This window comes from Curtobacterium sp. MCJR17_043, assembly GCF_003224315.2.
In the GTDB taxonomy this organism is placed as follows: Bacteria; Actinomycetota; Actinomycetes; order Actinomycetales; family Microbacteriaceae; genus Curtobacterium.
The window spans coordinates 1,747,577-1,765,768 of the sequence record NZ_CP126259.1 but is presented as its reverse complement, the minus strand read 5'-3'; the positions used below and the strand labels follow the sequence as shown (position 1 = coordinate 1,765,768).

Annotated in this window: 11 protein-coding genes and 6 pseudogenes; 1 reads left to right on the top strand and 16 read right to left on the bottom strand. The window is 71.9% G+C overall.

From position 1 onward, the window contains the following. Positions 1-85: 85 nt before the first annotated feature. The 16 genes and pseudogenes from DEJ15_RS09165 to DEJ15_RS19510 all read right to left on the bottom strand — a co-directional run bounded on the left by DEJ15_RS09165 (position 86) and on the right by DEJ15_RS19510 (position 16,719). On the bottom strand, positions 86-2,542 hold the full coding sequence (locus DEJ15_RS09165) for a ComEC/Rec2 family competence protein (RefSeq protein ID WP_284174848.1): 2,457 nt from the start codon (positions 2,540-2,542) through the stop codon (positions 86-88). Positions 2,543-2,773: 231 nt separating this feature from the next. After that, on the bottom strand, positions 2,774-2,941 hold the full coding sequence (locus DEJ15_RS09160) for a ComEA family DNA-binding protein (protein ID WP_284174847.1): 168 nt from the start codon (positions 2,939-2,941) through the stop codon (positions 2,774-2,776). A 144-nt stretch (positions 2,942-3,085) separates the two neighbouring features. Next, complete coding sequence (locus DEJ15_RS09155) at positions 3,086-3,199, bottom strand: hypothetical protein (protein WP_284176189.1); 114 nt, start codon at positions 3,197-3,199, stop codon at positions 3,086-3,088. Next, the gene (locus DEJ15_RS09150; protein WP_284174846.1) at positions 3,180-3,512 is read right to left on the bottom strand and encodes a hypothetical protein; all 333 of its coding nucleotides are present in this window, start codon (positions 3,510-3,512) and stop codon (positions 3,180-3,182) included. The genes DEJ15_RS09155 and DEJ15_RS09150 overlap by 20 nt, the downstream gene beginning before the upstream one ends. A gap of 132 nt (positions 3,513-3,644) precedes the next feature. Further along, entirely contained in the window at positions 3,645-3,839 is a 195-nt protein-coding gene (locus DEJ15_RS09145) for a hypothetical protein (protein ID WP_110825303.1), read from the bottom strand. Positions 3,840-3,959: 120 nt separating this feature from the next. Next, positions 3,960-6,516, bottom strand: a pseudogene (leuS, locus tag DEJ15_RS09140) (leucine--tRNA ligase). Positions 6,517-6,566: 50 nt separating this feature from the next. After that, a complete protein-coding gene (locus tag DEJ15_RS18300; RefSeq protein WP_349814876.1) occupies positions 6,567-6,812 on the bottom strand; it encodes an ATP-binding cassette domain-containing protein in 246 nt (81 codons plus the stop codon). A gap of 73 nt (positions 6,813-6,885) precedes the next feature. Next, positions 6,886-8,214 (bottom strand): annotated as a pseudogene (gene cydC, locus DEJ15_RS09135) (thiol reductant ABC exporter subunit CydC); the annotation flags it as partial. Between the two features lie 65 nt (positions 8,215-8,279). Continuing rightward, positions 8,280-9,695, bottom strand: a complete 1,416-nt coding sequence (gene cydD, locus DEJ15_RS09130) for a thiol reductant ABC exporter subunit CydD (protein ID WP_284174845.1) — start codon at positions 9,693-9,695, stop codon at positions 8,280-8,282. 287 nt (positions 9,696-9,982) lie between these two features. Beyond that, positions 9,983-10,989, bottom strand: a pseudogene (gene cydB, locus DEJ15_RS09125) (cytochrome d ubiquinol oxidase subunit II). A 1-nt stretch (position 10,990) separates the two neighbouring features. Continuing rightward, positions 10,991-12,403 (bottom strand): cytochrome ubiquinol oxidase subunit I, encoded by a 1,413-nt coding sequence (locus DEJ15_RS09120; protein WP_110825299.1) that lies wholly within the window; start codon positions 12,401-12,403, stop codon positions 10,991-10,993. 315 nt (positions 12,404-12,718) lie between these two features. Further along, positions 12,719-13,642 (bottom strand): ABC transporter substrate-binding protein, encoded by a 924-nt coding sequence (locus DEJ15_RS09115; RefSeq protein WP_110825298.1) that lies wholly within the window; start codon positions 13,640-13,642, stop codon positions 12,719-12,721. Positions 13,643-13,682: 40 nt separating this feature from the next. Beyond that, positions 13,683-14,370, bottom strand: a pseudogene (locus DEJ15_RS09110) (ABC transporter permease); the annotation flags it as partial. After that, positions 14,367-15,083, bottom strand: a complete 717-nt coding sequence (locus DEJ15_RS09105; protein ID WP_110825297.1) for an ABC transporter permease — start codon at positions 15,081-15,083, stop codon at positions 14,367-14,369. The gene DEJ15_RS09105 and the pseudogene DEJ15_RS09110, both read right to left, overlap by 4 nt. Further along, a pseudogene (locus DEJ15_RS09100) lies at positions 15,080-15,989 on the bottom strand (ABC transporter ATP-binding protein). Before DEJ15_RS09100 ends, DEJ15_RS09105 begins: the two are co-directional and overlap by 4 nt. Positions 15,990-16,188: 199 nt before the next feature. Then, the gene (locus DEJ15_RS19510) at positions 16,189-16,719 is read right to left on the bottom strand and encodes a TetR/AcrR family transcriptional regulator (protein ID WP_181420537.1); all 531 of its coding nucleotides are present in this window, start codon (positions 16,717-16,719) and stop codon (positions 16,189-16,191) included. Between the two features lie 409 nt (positions 16,720-17,128). Here DEJ15_RS19510 and DEJ15_RS19505 point away from each other — a divergent pair. Then, positions 17,129-18,138 (top strand): annotated as a pseudogene (locus DEJ15_RS19505) (App1 family protein phosphatidate phosphatase). Positions 18,139-18,192 lie beyond the last annotated feature (54 nt).

Genomic DNA, 18,192 nt, shown 5'->3' with positions numbered 1-18,192 from the left:
GGTCCTTCCGGTGGTGCTGGGCGGCGACGCCGGCCCTCCCGCTGCACGGTCGGCAGCGGTCGGGGTCGCCTCGATCCTACGGGCGTCAGCCGACGGCCCGGGCCGACGACGGAGACCGGGGCTGCGGGCCTGCTGCCGGTGCGGCGGATGCCCTCGTCCGGACCGTCGTCGTCATCGTGGCGCTCGGTCCACACCTCGAGCGGGCGAGGACCGGCCGGACCGGCGCTTCCGCCGGGAGCACCGTCATCGGCACCGTCGCCCCCCGTCCGTCGGCTCTCCGCCCCGGATGACGATCGTGCCCGACCGGTCCGTCCGGTACGGGGTGGTGCCGGCAGCGACGAGCATCTCCAGCGCCCGCTCCGTCGGGTGCCCGTAGTCGTTGTCCGCCCCGACGCCGATCAATCCGACACGGGCGGCGAGCACGCGGTAGAGGTCCGGATCCTGGTCGGCGGATCCGTGGTGCGCGACCTTCACGACGTCCACCGGGGACAGGGTCTCCGGTGGCGCCGTCCGCAGGAGCCGCCGTTGCGCGTCCTCCCCCCAGGTCCCCGAGCAACAGCGCCGTCGTGCACCCCGGGCAGCGCCGGCCCGGTGCCGGGTCGATCCGTAGGACGATGCTCGCCGCGTTGCCCGAACGGTCGTCGCCCGCTGGTGGCCAGGTCACCCGCCACCGCAGGTCGCCGAGCACGCCCCCGGTCCCGTCGGCGGCGCGGCGGACGTCGACACCGGCCGTGCGGAGCTCGGACACCACGCGCACGTCCGCGGGCCGGCCGACCGGTCCGACGAGGGCGATGTCCACCTCACCCGCGACCTCGTCGACCGCACCGACGTGGTCACGGTCGAAGTGCGTCAGGACGAGCAGGTCGATGTGCTCGACGCCGAGCAGGGTGAGGCACGCCCGGAGTCGCTCAGGGTCGTCGCCGGTGTCGACCAGTGCCGTCTGCCCGTCGCTCCTGAGCAGGGTCGCGTCGCCCTGGCCGACGTCGCACATCGCGGTGGTCCAGCCCGTCGGCACCGTACTGCGGACGAGCACGTCGGGCACGGTGACCGCACCGACACCGAGGACGACCGTCACCGCCGCTCCGACACAGGCCAGCCGTCGGACCCGCCCTGGACGGAGCACCGCGACCACCAGCGCGGCGCAGACCACGGTCGCGAGGAGGACCCCGACCGGGGCAGCCGGCCACGGGGCCGAGGCCGCCGGCAGTGCCGCGGCGCGGTCCGCGATCTCCCCGATGCCGGCGGCGGGGACCCACCCGACCGTCGCGAGGAGCTGCGCTCCGGACGGCCACAGCGGGGCGAGGAGGCACGCCACGAGCCCCACGACGGTCGCGACCGGTGCGAGCACCTCGGCGAGCAGGTTGGCCGGCACGGCGTAGGTCGGTAGCGTGGGAGACAGCGCGACCGTGACGGGCCAGCACGCGATCTGTGCGGCGACGGGCACGGCGACCGCGGCGGCCACCGGGGGCCAGAACCGCCGCGTGAGCAGCTCCGTCAGCGGTGGGCCGAGGACCACGATCCCGGAGGTCGCCAGGACCGAGAGCATGAACGCCGGTGACCGCGCCACCCACGGGTCGGCGACGAGCATCCCGATGGCCGCGAGCGCGACGAGCGGCACACCGCGTACCGGCCGCCCGGTCACGTGCACGACGAGCGCCACGATGGCCATCACTGATGCCCGGGTGATGGACGGGTCCGGCCGCACGAGCACCACGAACCCGAGCAACACCACGACGGCAGCGCCGGCACGCGCCGCACGAGGAGCACCGACCGCCCGTCCGAGCAGCACCACCAACGCGACGATGACGGCGCAGTTCGACCCGGAGACGGCAGTGAGGTGGGTCAGGGCAGCGGCTTCCATGGCGCGCTCGGTGTCCGCGTCGAGTCCGGACCGGTCGCCGATGGCCAACCCGCGGAGCAGTGCGGCACCGGGTTCCGGCAGGTCGGCGGTGACGGCGACGAAGGCGGACCGGGCGGCTGCGGTGCCGCCGAGCAGGCCGTGCGGCGGTGCGGCCGGACCGAGGTCACCACGGACGAAGAGGACGAACGCCGTCGGCGCTCCGGGCTCGTCGGCCTCGAGCTGACCGCGCACCTGGACGACCGACCCGGCCGCGAGCGCCTCCCGACGCGGTTCGTCGAGCGCGGGCACGATCCGGACCGGGACGCGCAGGCCGTCGTGCCGCGGGGTGCGCGCTCCGACCGCCAGGAGCGTCCCGACCACGGACCGGTCCGCGGGCGGGAGGTCACGGTCGAGACGCACCTGCGCGTGGACGGTCCGGCCGGACACGGCGCGGACCGCCGCTGGCTCTCGTCGTCCCTGGCCCACCGCGACCGCCACGGACACCAGAGCGACGAGGAGCGCGGCCGTGAGCACCAGGGCCGCCACTGCCCGCACCGAGGCGGTCACACCCGGTCCGGAGGGTCGTCGGTCGACGGCGAGGCTGCCCGACCGCGCCGGTCCCTCCCGGCGTCGGAGCACGACCGTCACGAGCGCCACCACTGCCACAGCGGCCGCCCCCCGCACCGATCCAAGCAGCTGCATGGGGAGCGCCGACCACGAGCGCGACGACGACCCACGTGCCTGCGGCCGGCCCGGCGAGCCGGAGATCGGCCACGGAGGCGCGCTGCCCCCGGCCAGCCGCGACCGGGACGGCACCGTGGACGTCGAGGTCGCGTGCGCGCGGTTCGTGCGGCGCCGTCCGAGGCGTCTGCACCCCCGTCGACCCCGTGCTCGCACCCGTCGACCCCGTGCTCGCACCCGTCGTCCTCGTGTTCACACGCGCACCCGGTCCCGGAGCTCAGCGAAGCGCGCGTCGCCGATGCCGCTGACCTCGAGCAGGTCCTCGACGGCCTGGAAGCCGCCGTGCTCCTCCCGCCAGGTCAGGATGCGCTGGGCCATGGCCGGACCGATCCCGGGGGAGCGTCTCGAGCGTCGTGGCATCGGCGGTGTTGAGGTCCACGACCGCGTCCGCCGATGGTCCCCCGTCCACCCCGGCTCCGGTTCCGGTCGCACCTCCGCCGCCACCGCCCGCCGGGAGTTCGGCGGGCACCTCGGTCTCCCCGACGCGGGGGGACGTACAGCCGCTCACCGTCGACGACGGGCCGCGCCAGGTTCAGTCGGGTGAGGTCGGCGTCCGCCGCGGCTCCCCCCGGCCGCGTCGAGTGCATCGGCGACCCGGTCACTCGCGGCCACCCGCACCACACCGGGATGCGCCACCGCCCCGACCACGTACACGACGGCGACGGTGTCCGGCGCGGACGCTCCCGCACCCGCGGCACCGCTCGAGGCCTGCACGCTCGGCTCGACCGGTGTCCCGGTCGCCCCCCGCAGCGGCAGCTCCGCCGTCGTCGGACGCGGCCACCGTCGGCGCGCCCGACACCACCGTCACGCCCGTGCCGACGCTGCCGTCGCCGTCGGCGCCCCCGCCCAGCCAGACCACGCCGACCGCGACCAGCACCACGACGCCGACGAGCACCAGGGCGGCACGGGGCGAGAGCGCGAAGCGGGACATGCCGGAACGCTACGGAGCCCGGTTCCCGGATCCGGCCCGAACGGTGCGCCTGTGGACGACCGCCGCTCCCCGGTCAGATGTGGAGGGACGCCCTCTGCTCGACGCCTGGCACGCTGGGACGGACCTGCGGTCTCAACGCTCGTCCTGGTTCCGCAGGCTCCACACGGCTCGCCGCAGGGTGATGGGCATCACGACGACCAACAACAGCCACGAGCCGATGTTCGCCGTGTTGAGGACCGCGTTCACGATGCCCACGAGCAGCAGCAGGCTCGACGAGACCATCGTGGTCAGGGCGAACCACCGCGGCCACGGTCGCTGTGGCTTCACATCGGTACCGTACCGGTCGCTGCGCTGGTCGGTCCTGGCCGTGACTTCGGTCTCGGCCGGGACACGGCGACGACGCCGGAGGCGGTGGGCGCACGCCTGGCGTACGGCATGCCCCGGCTGCTACCCCTTGATCGCGATGTTCACGAGCTTCGGCGCCCGCACGATGACCTTCACGATCTCCCGGTCCCCGATGTACCGCTGCACAGCCGCCGAGTCCCGGGCGAGCTGCTCGAGCTCGTCCGCCTCGATCGACTTCGACACCTCGAACGAGTCGCGCACCTTGCCGTTGACCTGCACGACCGCGGTCAGGGTCTCCTGCACGAGCAACGTCGGGTCGGCCTTCCGCCACCCGAACGTCGCGACCGGCGAGTCGTAGCCGAGCGTCTGCCACATCTCCTCGCCGGTGTACGGCGCGAAGACGCTCAGGCCCAGGGCGATCGTCTCCGCGGCCTCGCGCACGGCGGGGTCGGCGGCGCCGGGGCCGCTGTCGATCGCCTTGCGGGTGACGTTGACCAGGTCCATGAGCCGCGCGATCACGACGTTGAACTTGAACGACTCCATCAGGCCCGGGGCGTCGGACAGGAAACGGTGGGTGGCCTGGCGGACACCACGGTCCCCGGTGGACCACACCGCGTCGGGCGTCGAGGTGACGTCGACGGCGATGCGGTACGCGCGGGCCAGGAAGCGTGCGGAGGCCGCCGGCGAGACGTCCTCCCAGTTGATGTCGTCCTCGGGCGGTCCCGCGAAGCCCATCACGAGACGGATCGCGTCGACGCCGTGTGTGTCGAGCTCGTCGCCGAGCGAGACGCCGCCCTTCGACTTCGACATCTTCGAGCCACCGGAGAGCACCATGCCCTGGTTGAGCAGCGCCGAGAAGGGCTCGGTGAAGTCGAGGTAGCCGAGGTCGAAGAGCACCTTCGTGACGAAGCGTGCGTAGAGCAGGTGCAGGATCGCGTGCTCGACGCCGCCGATGTACTGGTCGACCGGGGCCCACTTGTTGACGAGCGCCGGGTCGAACGCCTGCGTCGCGTCCTGCGGGGACAGGAAGCGCAGGAAGTACCACGACGAGTCGACGAAGGTGTCCATCGTGTCCGGGTCGCGGCGGGCGGGACTGCCGTCCACCGGGTTCGGCACGTTGACCCACTCGGTCGCGCCACCGAGGGGCGACGTGCCCTTCGGCTTGAGGTCGAGGCCCTCGGTGTCGGGCAGGACCACGGGCAGCTGGTCCTCGGGCACCGGGTACTGGGTGCCGTCCTCGCCGTGGATGATCGGGATCGGGGTGCCCCAGAAGCGCTGGCGGGAGATGAGCCAGTCACGCAGGCGGTACGTCTTGGCGGCGCGTCCGGTGCCGCGCTCCTCGAGCAGGCCGATCGCCGCGGTGATGGCGTGCTGCTTGCTCATGCCGTCGAGCGGTCCGGAGTTGATCATCCGGCCCTGCCCGGTGAGTGCCTCCCCCCGTGGAGACCGGGTCGAGCGCCGGCAGGTCCTCGAGCGTCGCACCCTCGGAGATGACCGGGATCGCGCCGGTGACGGCCTGGTTCGTGTCGACGACCACCTTGACGGGCAGGTCGAAGGCGCGGGCGAAGTCGAGGTCGCGCTGGTCGTGGGCGGGGACGGCCATGACGGCTCCGTGCCCGTAGTCGGCGAGGACGTAGTCGGCAGCCCAGAGCGGCAGGCGCTCCCCGGTGAGCGGGTGGATCGCCGAGCGGCCGAGCGGCACACCCGTCTTCGGGCGGTCGGCGTTCTGCCGGTCGATGTCCGACGCCTTCTGCGTGGCGACCAGGTACTCCTGGAAGGCGGCGCGGGTGGCGTCGTCGACGGACGGGTCGGCGACGAGTTCCGCGGCCAGGTCCGAGTCGGGCGCCACGACCAGGAAGGTCACACCGTGGATGGTGTCCGGACGCGTGGTGAAGACCGTGACGGGCTCGTCCCGACCCTCGATGACGAAGTCGACGTCGGCGCCGACCGAGCGGCCGATCCAGTTGCGCTGCATCGCGATGACCTTCGACGGCCACCGTCCCTCGAGCTGGTTGAGGTCGTCGAGCAGCCGGTCCGCGTAGTCCGTGATCTTGAAGTACCACTGCGTCAGCTTCTTCTTGACGACGACGGCGCCGGAACGGTCCGAGGTGCCGTCGGGCAGGACCTGCTCGTTGGCCAGGACGGTCTGGTCCACCGGGTCCCAGTTGACCCAGCTGTCCTTCCGGTACGCCAGGCCCTTCTCGTACATCTTGAGGAACAGCCACTGGTTCCACTTGTAGTACTCGGGGTCCGAGGTGTGGATCTCGGTCGACCAGTCGAACGACGGCGCGTAGCGTTTGAAGGAGGCCTTCTGCTGCGCGATGTTCGCGTAGGTCCAGTCCTTCGGGTCGACGCCCCGCTTGATCGCCGCGTTCTCGGCGGGCAGCCCGAACGAGTCCCAGCCGATGGGGTGGAGCACGTTGAAGCCCTGCTGCCGCCAGTACCGCGCCACGAAGTCGCCGAGCGCCCAGTTCTCGGCGTGCCCCATGTGCAGGTCACCGGACGGGTACGGGAACATCTCGAGGATGTACTTGCGCGGGCGCTTGTCGTCGGGGTCGGCGGTGAAGAGGCCGAGCTCTTCCCACCGTGCCTGCCACTTCTCCTGGATGCGCCGGAAGTCGTAGGTGTGCGGGTCCTCGACGTGCTGCTCGATGGTCACGGTCCACAACGATACAAGCCGGGAGGCTCCTCCTGCGTCCTCCGGTCGGCTCACGCCGCGAGCAGGCGTCCGTCCGCCATCCGGAGGGTCCGGTCGACGAGGTCGGCCGGCACCGGCACGTGGGAGACGACGAGGAGCGTGCGCCCCGCTGCGCGGGCCGTCGACACCAGGTCGCGCAGGACGGCGTCGCCGAGGTCGGGGTCGATGTCGGCGGTCGGTTCGTCGAGCACGAGGACCGGGAACGCGTGCAGGAGCGCCCGCGCGAGCGCCAGTCGGTGGGCCTGCCCGCCGGACACGAGCGCCCCGCGCTCCCCCCACGCCCGCGTCGAGTCCACCGCGACGGGCCACCCACTCGCCGAGACCGACGCGGTCGAGCACCGCGAGCAGGTCCTCGTCCGTCGCACTGTCCCTGGCGAACAGCAGGTTCTGGCGGACCGACTGGTCGAACACGAACGGGTCCTGCTCGATGAACCCCACCCGGGCGCGGACGGCGTCGGGGTGCAGCGTCCGCGCCTCCACGCCGTCCAGCGTGTAGCTGCCCGTGTGCTCGACGAACCGGACGAGTGCGTCGACGAGGGACGACTTGCCCGACCCGCTCGGCCCGCGCAGCACGACGACCTCACCGGGCTCGAGGTCGAACGACACCTCGTCCACCGCTGGTGCCGCGGCACCGGGCCACCGGACGGAGAGGTCCCGCACGCGGACGGCCACGGTCGCGGGCGCGGCGAGTTCCTCGGCGGAGGCCGCGGCGTCCGGCTCCGGCACCAGGCCGGTGGGTAGCTCGGCGGGCACGACCTGCTCGACACGCTCCGCGGCCGCGCGCACACGGCGCAGGGTCAGGACCGCCAGCGGCACGACGCCGACGACCTCGGACAGGGCGAGCGGGACGAACACCGCCAGCGCCCAGAGCGGACCGTCGAGGGCACCCGACACCACCGCGGGCGCACCGACGGCGAGGACACCGAGGACGGCGGCACCGCAGACGAGCCCGACGAGCGCGCCGACGAGGGACTCCACCGCCCCGCGGCGACGGACGGCACGCGTGACGCGGTCGTCCAGCCGCGCGATGTGCGCGAGCCGTTCCTCGAGGGTGCCGTACGCGGTGAAGACGTCGAGCGTCCGCACGGTGTCGAGCACGAGGTCGGCGACGTGCCCGCGGTCCGCAGCGGTCTCCCGGTCCGACCGGGTCGCGACGACGCTCGTGACGACCGTGCCGACGAGCGCGGCGACGCCGAGCGCCAGCAGGAGCACGAGGGCGGCCGGCGGGGACACGAACGCGACCGCGACCACGGAGAGCAGAGCCGTGACCCCGGCCGAGACGAGCGGGCCGACCACCCGGATGGGCAGGTCCTGCAGGCGGTCGGTGTCGGTGACCAGCCGTGTCAGGAGGTCGCCGCGACCGGACGACCCGAGTCCGGCCGGCGCGACGGAGGCGAGTCTGCGGTACATCTCGGTGCGCACGACGGCGAGTTGCCGGAACGATGCGTCGTGACCGGACAGGCGGTCGACGTACCGGAGGGCGGCGCGGCCGAGCGCGAAGGCGCGGACGCCGACCATGACGAGGGTGAGGTACAGGATCGGCGGGTGCTCGGCGGCCCGGGTGATGAGGTACCCGCTCGCGGCGAGGAGCGCGACGGCGCACAACGCGCTGAGCACGCCGGCGGCGACCGCCTTCGCCCATCCGCGACCACGGGGCATCGCGAGCCGGAGGACCGACGGAGGACGGGCCTCCCGGGCGGTCCCGGTCGTGCCGTCGGGCGCGCTCATGCGGACACCGCCTGCGCGGTCCGGACGGCGACCGAGCCGTCGGGGGTGGTCGACACGACGACGTCGGCCGCTGCGACGACGGCCGGACGGTGGCTGGCGACGACCACGACCGCGCCGCCGTCCGCGAGCCGCCGCACGGCGGCGACCACGAGCGCCTCGGACTCGGCATCGAGCGCCGACGTCGGCTCGTCGAGGAGCACCAGCGGCGTGCTGGCGGCCGCGGCCCGGTACAGCCCGCGCGCCACGGCGACGCGTTGCGCCTCACCGCCCGACAGTCCGGCACCGCCGGAGCTGACCGCCAGGCCCGGGTCCACGCCCAGCCCGACCGCACCGAGCGCGCTCCGTACCTGTGCGGCGTCGCCTCCGGCGGCGGACAGGGTCACGTTCTCGGCGACGGTGCCGCGGACGAGCCGCGCCCGCTGGTCCACCCAGGTGGTCCGGTCCGCCACGGACACGTCGGCCGGACCGGGGACGACGACCGTGCCCTCGTGCGGGAGCACACCGCGGAGTGCGGCGAGGAGGCTCGACTTGCCGGATCCGCTCGGTCCGGCGAGCGCGACCACGGTCCCGGCGGGAGCGGTCAGGTCGACCGGGCCGATGACGACGTCCGGCCGGTGCACGGTCACGCCGCTGAGGACCAGCGCGCCGGCGTCCCCGGTCCCCGTCGGCCGGCTGGGCACCGTCGACGACTCGGGGACGGCCTGCTGCGGGTCGGCGTGCTGAGGCTCGGCGAGCACGTCGAGGACGGCCTGCGAGGCCTCGACCCCGTCCTGGGCCGCGTGGAAGTCGGCGCCGACCTGCCGGATCGGGGCGAACGCCTCGGGTGCGAGGACGAGCACGAACATCGCCGCGCCGAGGCCGAGCGACCCGTCCACGAGCCGGATGCCGATCGACACCGCGACCAGGGCGACGGACAGGCTCGCGGCGAGTTCGAGCGCGAACCCGCTGACGAACGACAGTCGGAGCACGCCCAGGGTGCCGCGGCGGTACTCGTCGGTGACCCGGTCGATCCGACCGACCTGCCGCCGGGCCCGTCCGAACACCTTGAGGGTCGCCAGGCCCTCGACCGCCTCCGTGAACGCCCCGCCGAGTCGGGCGAGCGCGTCCGCCTGACGGCGCTGCAGTGTCTGCGTGGCCAGACCGATGAGGACCATGAAGACCGGGATGACCGGCATCGCGCACACGATGACGACGGCGCTCGTCAGGTCCCCGAGCGCGATCGCGACCACGAGGACCGGGGTCGCGACCGCCGTGAGCGCGAGCTGCGGCAGGTAGCGGCCGAAGTACGCGTCGAGGGCGTCGAGACCCGGACCGAGCGTCGTGGCGAACCCGGCGCTCGACCGACCGGCGAGCCACCCGGGGCCCCGTTCGGCCGCGCGCCGGAGCACGGCGGCGCGGAGTTCGCTCTTCACGCGGGCCCCCCGCGCGCGCCGCCAGGTCGTCGGTGGCCCATGCCGCGAGCGCGCGGAGCAGGAACGCCGCGCCGAGGAGCGCGAGTGTGGCCGGGAACGTCCCGGGCACCTGCCCGTCCCGGACCGCGTCGACGACCTGGGTCACCGCCGTGGCGATGCCCCAGGCGATCCCGATGGTGGCGGTCGTCCGCACCACGCCCGTCCCGGCGGCGGCGAGGACGAACCCGCGCGCGGTCCGGGACAGCCGGAGCAGACGGGGGTCGAGCGGCTTCATCCGGGCCTCCTGGTCAGTGCGCGGCCTGCGCGACGGTCGCGCGCGAGACCCGCTTGCGGAAGACCCAGTACGTCCACGCCTGGTACGCGAGCACGAGCGGCAGGAACACCACCGCGACCCAGCTCATCACGGTCAACGTGTAGTCGCCGGAGGAGGCGTTCGCGACGGTGAGGCTGTTCGCCGGGTCGTTCGACGCCGGCATGACGTCGGGGAACACGGCGGTGAACATGGCCAGGACGACCGCGCCGATCGTGACGGCCATGAGCGTGAACGCTCGCCCCTCCCGCCCGCGGGCGGCGCAGAGGACCGCGACCACCAGCGCGACCGCGGCGACGGCGGACAGCACGAGCGACGCCGGGGTGGCGCGGACGGACGCCATCGTGACGAGGAACGCGGCGGCCACCGCGATGGTGAGGACACCGGAGCGCTTCGCCAGCCGGATGGCCCGCTCACGCATCTCCCCCCTCGGTCTTCAGCGCGACGAAGACGACGCCGTGCGTGAAGAACACCAGGAGCGTCGTCACGCCGGTGAGCAGGGCGAAGGGGTTGAGCAGGTCGAACAGGGTGCCGGTGTAGTCGTGCCCGGCGTCCATCGGGATCCCCCCGCACGACGTTGCCGAACGCGACGCCCCACAGGAACGACGGCACCGCGCTGCCGACGATGATCATGAGGTCGAAGCGGCGCTTCCACTCGAGGCGCTTGTCCTGGTGGCGGTACTCGAACGACACCCCGCGGGCGATGAGCGCGGCCAGGATGAGCAGCAGCGCCAGGTAGAAGCCGGAGAACATCGTCGCGTACCACTCCGGGAACGCCGCGAACAGGCACGCTCCGGCGACGATGACCCAGGTCTCGTTGAGGTCCCAGACGGGGCCGATGGTGTTGATGAGCACGCGTCGGTCGGTGTCGTCCTTGCCGAGGAACGGCAGGGACATCCCGACACCGAAGTCGAACCCGTCGAGCACGAAGTACCCGACGAAGAACAGTCCGACGATCGCGAACCAGAGAACAGGCAGGTCCATCTCAGTACACCGTCACTTCGTGCTCGACCTCGCCGGTCTCCTCGTCGACCGCGGCCGGAGCGGCCGGGCCCTCCTGGGCGACCTTCTTGATGAGTCGGAACTCGACCACCGCGAGGGATCCGTAGATGAGCGTGAACACGACGAGCGAGATGAGCACCTCGAGGCCGGTCACGTTCGGGGAGACGCCGTCGGCGGTCTTCAGCAGTCCGAACACGAGCCACGGCTGACGACCCATCTCGGTGAAGACCCAGCCGACGATCATCGCGGCCATCGGCAGCGGGACCGCCCAGATCGCGATGCGCCACATCCAGCGCTGCTGCGGGAAGCGGCCCTTGCGGGTGAGCCACAGCCCGGCGAGCGACACCATCACGGCGCCGACGCCGAGGGCGATCATCCAGCGGAAGGACCAGTAGGTCACCCAGATGACCGGCTTGTAGTCCCCGGGGCCGTACACCTGCGTGTACTGCGCCTGCAGGTCGTTGATGCCCTCGACCGTGCCGGTGAACGTGTGGGTCGACAGGAAGGAGAGCAGGTACGGGATGCGGATCGAGAACAGCTCGCGGACACCGTCGGGGGTGCCGAGGGTGAAGACCGAGAACGAGGCGTCCTTGCCGGTCGCGGTGCCGTAGAGTGCCTCGGCCGCGGCCATCTTCATCGGCTGCGTCTCGACCATGGTCAGGCCGAGCTGATCCCCGGTGAGGACGGTGAGCGCCCCGGCCGCGACCATCGTCCACAGCCCGAACTTGAGCGCCGGCATCATCGTCTCGAGGTTCTGGTTGCGCGAGAGGTGGAACGCGGCGACCGAGATGATCACGCCGGCCGCGACCATGAAGCACGCGAAGACGGTGTGCGGGAACGCGGCGAGGGCGACCTTGTTGCCGAGGACGGCCCAGATGTCGGTGAGCTCCGCGCGGCCCTTGGCCTCGTTCAGCGCGTACCCGACCGGGTGCTGCATGAAGGCGTTGGCGGCGATGATGAAGTACGCCGACATGATCGTGCCCGCGCTGACGCACCAGATGCTCGCCAGGTGGAGCTTCTTCGGCAGGCGGTCCCAGCCGAAGATCCAGACGCCGATGAAGGCCGCCTCGAAGAAGAACGCCAGGATGCCCTCGAGCGCGAGCGGGGCACCGAAGACGTCGCCGACGAACCGCGAGTAGTCCGACCAGTTCATCCCGAACTGGAACTCCTGCACGATGCCGGTGACGACACCCATCGCGAAGTTGATGAGGAAGATGCGCCCGAAGAAGCGGGTCAGCTGTAGGTAGTGCGCGCGACCGGTGCGGACCCAGGCCGTCTGGAACACCGCGACGACGACCGCCATGCCGATCGTCAGCGGGACGAAGAGGAAGTGGTAGATCGTCGTCAGACCGAACTGCCACCGCGACAGGAGGAGCGGATCGAGGAGGTCGTTCATGCGGCCGGGCCCGTCGGGATCGCCGCGCGCTGTTCGTGCACGTTGAGATGCTTCCTGTGGAAGGGGTTCTGCTCGTTGCCGTCACGTCGTCGGGACCCTTCGACGGTACTGCTGGACGCCCCACTTCGACAAGTTGTAGAGATCCCTCCTGCACATACGTGCACGGCTCCTGCACGGCACAACCGTGCGGAACACATGTCACTCCGGGGGCACATCCGTGCGGAACAGCTGTGCCCGTCGACACCCCTCCCGGGAACGGCGACAGGCGCCGGGCTGGAGGCCCGACGCCTGTCTTCGCGAACGAGGATCCGCCTCCTAGAGGAGACCCTTCTCCGTCAGGAACTCCTTGGCGATGTCCGCGGACTTCTCCTTGTCGACCGTGCTCTTCGTGTTCAGGTCGATGAGCGCTTCGGTCGTCAGGACCTCGCTGACCTCGTCGATCGCGTCGGCGGCCTTCTCGTCGACCTTGTCGGACACGACCGGCGTGACGTTCTGCGGCACGATGAGGTTCTCCGGGTCCTTGAGCGTGACGAAGCCGTTCGCCTTGATGCTCGGGTCCGCGGTGTAGATGTCGGCGAGCTGGACGGTGCCGTCCTTGAGCGCCTTGACCGTGAGCGCGCCGCCCGAGTCCTCGATCGCCTTCGACTCGACGTCGACGCCGTACACGGACTTGAGGCCCTTCGGGCCGTACGGCCGCGTCTGGTTCTCGGAGTTCGCCCCGACGGTCAGCTTCTCCTTCACGTTCTTCAGGTCGGCCAGGCTCGTCACGTCGTTCTCCTCGGAGAACTCCTTCGTCACGGTGTAGCTGTCCTGGTCGGTGGCCTCGGCGGCGTCCAGGGCACGGATGCCCTTCGGCAGCGCCGACTCGAGCTCGTCAGCGATGTCCGACTCGCTCTTCGCGGTCGAGTCCTTGTCGTAGTACTGCAGCAGGTTGCCGCTGTACTCCGGCATCACGTCGATCGCGCCCTTCTGCAGCTGGGGCAGGTAGACCTCGCGCTGTCCGATCTGGTAGTTGCGCTCGACGGTGAAGCCGTCCTTCTCGAGGACCTGCGCGTAGAGCTCGGCGATGATCTCGTTCGAGTAGTAGGCCTGCGACCCGATGACGATGGTCTTCGAGTCGGACGGGGCGCTGGAGCCGCTGTCGAGCGGGCTGCTGGACGAGCAGCCGGCGAGTGCCGCTGCCGCGCCCAGGGCGACCGCTGCGGCGACGCCGGCGCGGAGCTTGGGTGCTGTGATCACGAGGGGGGGTTCCTTCCGGGATGGGTTTGCGGGGCCGCTCACGCGATCCCGAGCGTTGCCGTGACCCGCGCTCGGTGACGCCCGCGGGCACCACCGCCCGCTGGAGCACGGCGAAGACGACTTCGAACGCGATCGCCAGGACGATCACGAGGACGGAGGCGCCGAGCATCATGGCGTAGTCCTGGGTCTTGAGCCCGAGGAACACGTAGCCGCCGAGGCCACCGGAGCCGACGTACGCGGCGAGGGTGGCGGTCGCGACGACCTGCAGCACGGCGGCACGGATGCCGCCGACGAGCAGTGGGAGCCCGAGGGGGGATCTCGACCTTGGTCAGGATCTGCCACCCGGTCATGCCCTGTGCGCGTGCCGCGTCGACGGTGACCGGGTCGACGGACTCGATCCCGGCGTAGGCACCGGCGAGCACCGACGGGATCGCCAGGATGACGAGCGCGAGCAGCGGCGCCTGCAGGTTCACGCCGAGCAGGAGGCCGAACAGTGTCAGCACGCCGAGGGTCGGCAGCGCGCGGACGCCGCCGGAGAGCGCGATCGCGACGCCGCGCGCCCTGCCCGTGTGGCCGATGAGGTACCCGATCGGCACGGCGATCACCGCGGCGATGACGACGGCGACCAACGAGATCCAGACGTGCTCCCACAGCCGGACCGGGATGCCGTTCGGGCCCGGGTAGTTGGCGGGGTCGAGCACCCACGCGAAGGCCTGTCCGATGATCACGAGGACACCTCCGCGGTCTGCAGCACGCGCCGCGCGGCCCGCTTCGACCCGGTCGACGCGCGCGTCCACGGCATCACCATCCGGCCGATCAGCACGAGCAGCCCGTCGATCGCGAACGCGAGGACGAGGACCATGACGATGCCCGCCACGATCTCCTCCGGGATGTTCCGCCCGATGCCGTCGGTGAACAGCGAACCGAGACTCCGGATGCCGAGCACCGCGCCGACCGTGGTGAGCGAGATGGTCGACACCGACACGACCCGGAGGCCGGCGAGCAGGACCGGACCGGCGAGCGGCAGGTCGACGCGGAAGAAGCGCTGCACGCCGGAGTAGCCCATCGCCGTCGCCGCCGACGTGGTGGCCGGGTCGACCGACCCGAGCCCGTCCACGGTCGACCGCACCATGAGTGCCAGGCCGTACAGCGTCAACCCGACGACGACGTTGACCGGGTCCTGCAGCCCGGTGCCGATGATGCCGGGCAGCGCGATGAAGAGCGGGAGGGACGGCACGGCGTAGAGCAGCCCGGCGACGGTGACGATGCCGCCGCCGAACCCGCTGCTGAGTCGCGCGGCGCCGGGACGACGGAGTCGGACGACCAACCACCCGATCGGGATCGACACCAGGAACGCGATCACGATCGGCGGCAGGGCGATGGCCAGGTGCGCCAGCGTGTCGTCCCCGATCGTGTCGAGGTTCGACAGCACCCACTTCACCGGGTGCTCCCACCCTGCGCCGCAGCACCCGGGACGCGTGCGGGCGTCCCGGCCTCGGAGCGGACAGCGGCAGCGGCGTCGACGACGCCCGTGGGACCGGTCAGGACGCCGGCGGCGCGGCCGTCCCCGTCCACGACGATCGGGCCGGTCGGGGTCTGCTCGACCCGCAGGGCACGACGACCGCGCCCGGCACCGATGAAGTTCGCGACGAAGTCGTCGGCCGGCGCGGACAGGATCTCCGCCGGGGTGCCGAGCTGGGCGATCTCACCGCCCTTCTTGAGGATGACGACCTGGTCGCCGAGCTTGAACGCCTCGTCGATGTCGTGCGTCACGAAGACGACGGTCTTCCCGAGCTCACGCTGGAGCCGGATCAGCTCGTCCTGCAGGTCGTTGCGCACGAGGGGGGTCGACGGCACCGAACGGCTCGTCCATCAGGAGGATGTTCGGGTCGACCGCGAGCCCGCGGGCCACACCGACCCGCTGCTGTTGGCCGCCGGAGAGTTGGGAGGGGTACCGGTCCGCGAGGGAGCGGTCGAGGCCGACGGTGTCCATGAGCTCGAGGGCACGCGCCCGCGCGTCCGCCTTCGAGACACCGGTCAGCAGCGGCACCGTGGCGATGTTGTCCGCGACCTTCCGGTGCGGCAGCAGGCCGGCGTTCTGCATGACGTAGCCGATCCGGCGGCGGAGCTGCACGGGGTCGACGCCGGCGATGCCCTCGCCGTCGATCTGGACGGAGCCCGCCGTGGGGTCGATCATCCGGTTGATCATCCGGAGCAACGTGGTCTTGCCGCATCCACTCGATCCGACGAACACCGTCGTGGTCCGCGAGGGGATCACGAGGTCGAACGACTCGACGGCGGTCGTGCCGTCCGGGTAGGTCTTGCGCACCGAGCGGAACTCGATCATGGGTGCCCTTCTTGGTGGAGGTAGCCCGACTCCGGAGACAGTACAGGTCCGGGCCTATACCGGTCCGGTCGTGTCGGCGCATGACGCCTGGCGGACATCGGTGCGGTTCCCGCGCAGTCCGGACAGGTCCGGACGCACGGACGCCCGCCCCTCGTGTTCGGAGGGACGGGCGTCGCGGTTCGGTCCGGCGAACGACCGGTCAGGAGGCTCGGATCACCGACTCCAGGTAGGGCCGGCTCATCGCGCGGTACGCGTCGATGAGCGCGTGGTCCGGGTTCTCGCGGTCGACGTGCGCGCGGGCGAGGACGGCGTGTGCCGACTCGGCGAGCACGACCCAGGCGCGGCTCAGCGCCTCCGACTGCGGCAGGTCGAAGCGCTCCCGCATGACGACGCCGACGGCACCGCCCAGGGCCGCCAGCCGGTCGGCGTCCTCGTCCCCGGAGGTGGTGTCGATGTCGGCGAAGCGGATCGCCCGGAAGCCGGGCTCGGTGCGGTACATCTCGGCGGTCATCTCGATGAGGGCGTCGCAGCCCTCCTGCCAGGTGGTGGCGCCGGACGCGTCGAGCGTCTCGACGAACCGAGCGGCGAGGCGCTGGGTGCAGCGGATCGCGAGCGCCTCGACGACGGCGATCCGATCCGGGAAGTACCGGTAGACCGTGCCGATGGACGCTCCGGCACGTTCGGCGACCATGGCGGTCGTCAGGCGCTCGAACCCGATCTCGTCGATCACCGCCGCGGCGGCGTCGAGCAGACCTGCGAGGCGGGCCGAGCTCCGTGCCTGGACCGGCTCGTTCCTGAGCAGTGATGATCCCCCCTGGCAGAGCGTTCGGAACCTCGGTGACGAGCACGTGTTCTCCTTCTCGCGGTGACCGCGGGCTGAATGACTGAGACGGCAACTCTGACAGAGACCGCCTTGGTCTTGGCTGCGATTCCCGGGGTGTCGGACGCTGGCGGGCCTCCTGGACACCCCTGCATGGGATGATGGTGCGATGCCCGAGACGACGCCTCCGGACCCTGCTGCGCCCCGGGACACCAGCACTCCCCCGCAGCGTGACGCCCGGTCCGTCGAACGGGAACACGACCGTCGTGAGCAGGCGCCGTGGGGCATCCAGCAGTGGGAGACAGCGATCCCCGAGCCGATCCTGCACCGCGCGGCCCGGATCGAGGACGCCGTGCAGGAGTTCCGCGAGCAGCACGCCCGGAAGCGCGGCCAGGTCCCGACCGTGATCCCGTACACGGGGTACGGCGCGCCGGGGTGGGTCCGCGTGCTCTGCCGGGTGCTCCTGACCCGCCGCGGCCTGGCGTCGGACGTGTCGTACTCCGGGGTCCGCGGCTGGCGCAGCTTCACGAGCGTCGCCGTCGACCACGCCGAGGTCACGATCACGGCGGGGGGGCTCGACGCACACCGTGACGAGCGACCGCGGCGGCGTGGTCGACACGATCGTCCCGATCGACCTCGAACCGGGCTGGCAGAAGATCCGGCTGTCCGCCGGCGGCATGCGCGACGTCGACGCCGACGTCTTCGTGGTGCACCCGGACACCCGCTTCGGCCTGCTCTCCGACATCGACGACACCGTGATGGTCACGAGCCTCCCCCCGTCCGATGCTGGCGGCGTGGAACTCCTTCGTGCTGACCGAGCACGCCCGCCGTCCGGTGCCCGGCATGTCGGTCCTCTACGAACGCGTCCTCGCGCAGCACCCGGGCGCGCCGACGGTCTACCTGTCCACCGGTGCCTGGAACGTCGCGCCCACCCTCGGGCGGTTCCTCTCCCGCAACATGTACCCGTCCGGCACGCTCCTGCTCACCGACTGGGGCCCGACGCACGACCGCTTCTTCCGCAGCGGGCAGCAGCACAAGCAGGACAACCTGCGGCGCCTCGCCCGGGACTTCCCGGACGTGCAGTGGCTCCTCGTCGGCGACGACGGCCAGCACGACGAGCACCTGTACGGCGAGTTCGTCCGCGAGCACCCCGACAACGTCGCCGCGGTCGCCATCCGGCAGCTCTCCACGAGCGAGGCCGTGCTCGCCGGTGGCCGTTCCCGGGCGCAGGAGCGGACGAGGGACTCGACGAAGCCCTGGGTCTACGCACCCGACGGTGCCGGGCTCTGGACGGAGCTCGGCCGGGTCGGGATCGCCGACGTCGACTGACCGACCGCCCGCCCTGCTCGTCCGGACCGCGCCGCTTCGCCCGAGGTCATGCCG